This window comes from Kitasatospora nipponensis (assembly GCF_039528135.1).
Classification (GTDB): Bacteria; Actinomycetota; Actinomycetes; order Streptomycetales; family Streptomycetaceae; genus Kitasatospora; species Kitasatospora nipponensis.
Map to the genome: position 1 here is coordinate 1 of NZ_BAAALF010000552.1, position 934 is coordinate 934.

At 67.0% G+C, this 934-nt stretch carries 2 protein-coding genes; one reads left to right on the forward strand and one right to left on the reverse strand.

The genetic code is table 11. The features are described 5' to 3' along the window. Positions 1-449, reverse strand: a 449-nt coding sequence (locus ABD323_RS41825) for a VC0807 family protein (RefSeq protein ID WP_344447310.1), incomplete at its 3' end; no start/stop codon positions are given. A 93-nt stretch (positions 450-542) separates the two neighbouring features. Here ABD323_RS41825 and cutA point away from each other — a divergent pair. After that, complete coding sequence (gene cutA / locus ABD323_RS41830) at positions 543-869, forward strand: divalent-cation tolerance protein CutA (RefSeq protein WP_184920402.1); 327 nt, start codon at positions 543-545, stop codon at positions 867-869. Positions 870-934: the final 65 nt, after the last annotated feature.

Sequence of the window (934 nt, forward strand, 5' to 3'; positions counted from 1 at the left end):
CGGAAGCCGGGCAGCTCCCAGAGCGCGTTCCAGCGCTCGATTCCCTCCGCCGTCCCGTCCGTACCGAACTTGCGGCCGAAGTAGAACATCAGCGGCCGCGGCGCGGCGAGCGTCGCCAGACAGACCACCCCGAACAGTCCGGTGACCAACGACTCCTTCACCAGCAGCAGTTGAGCCGACTGCGGCCCGACCACGGCCACCAGCGCGGTCAGCCCGAGGAAGACCAGCGACATCGCGGCGAACTCGTCGATCCGACGGTGCCAGGCCAGGTAAATCGCCATGTCGACAACCGGCCAGAGCGCCGATACCAGCACGGCGGAGACCTCGCTGTAGCCGTGCTCGACCAACTGGTTGTACGTGATGATCGGCGCGACGATGTTGAACCCGATGGTCAGCGCCCAGCCGATCGCCGCCGATCCGCCCTTCCGGGCAGGAACTTGCTCCGACACGGTCTCCCCCAAATGATCTTCCGAATGTGCCGGAGGGGACCCTAGCTGACCAGCTGTCAGCCGCGCCAGCGGTCGGTCGGTAGCGTTTCCCGCATGACGCACCGTGACATCCTCGTGGTCACCACGACCCACGACGACGAGACTCGAGCCCGCGACCTGGCCACCGCCGTGGTACGCGAACGCCTCGCCGCCTGCGCCCAGGTCTACCCGATCAGCTCGGTGTACCGATGGGAGGGCGAAGTGCGGTCCGAGCCCGAGTGGCGCATCGACTTCAAGACCCGCGCCGAACTCTCCGACCGGCTGGCCGCGTTCATCGGCGAGCACCACAGCTACGACACCCCGGAGATCATCGGCGTCCCGGTCGTCACCGGCTCCACCGCATACCTGGACTGGGTGAACGCCGAGACCACCACCGACTGAGCTGGGTCTGCTCGAAGGTACTGGGAGCTGTAGGGCTTGGGGGTCACTGGCGGAGCGTCGGGATT

Excerpts from the sequence above, each read along its gene's own strand:
- cutA (WP_184920402.1), top strand. The coding sequence starts at position 543 with ATGACGCACCGTGACATCCTCGTGGTCACCACGACCCACGACGACGAG.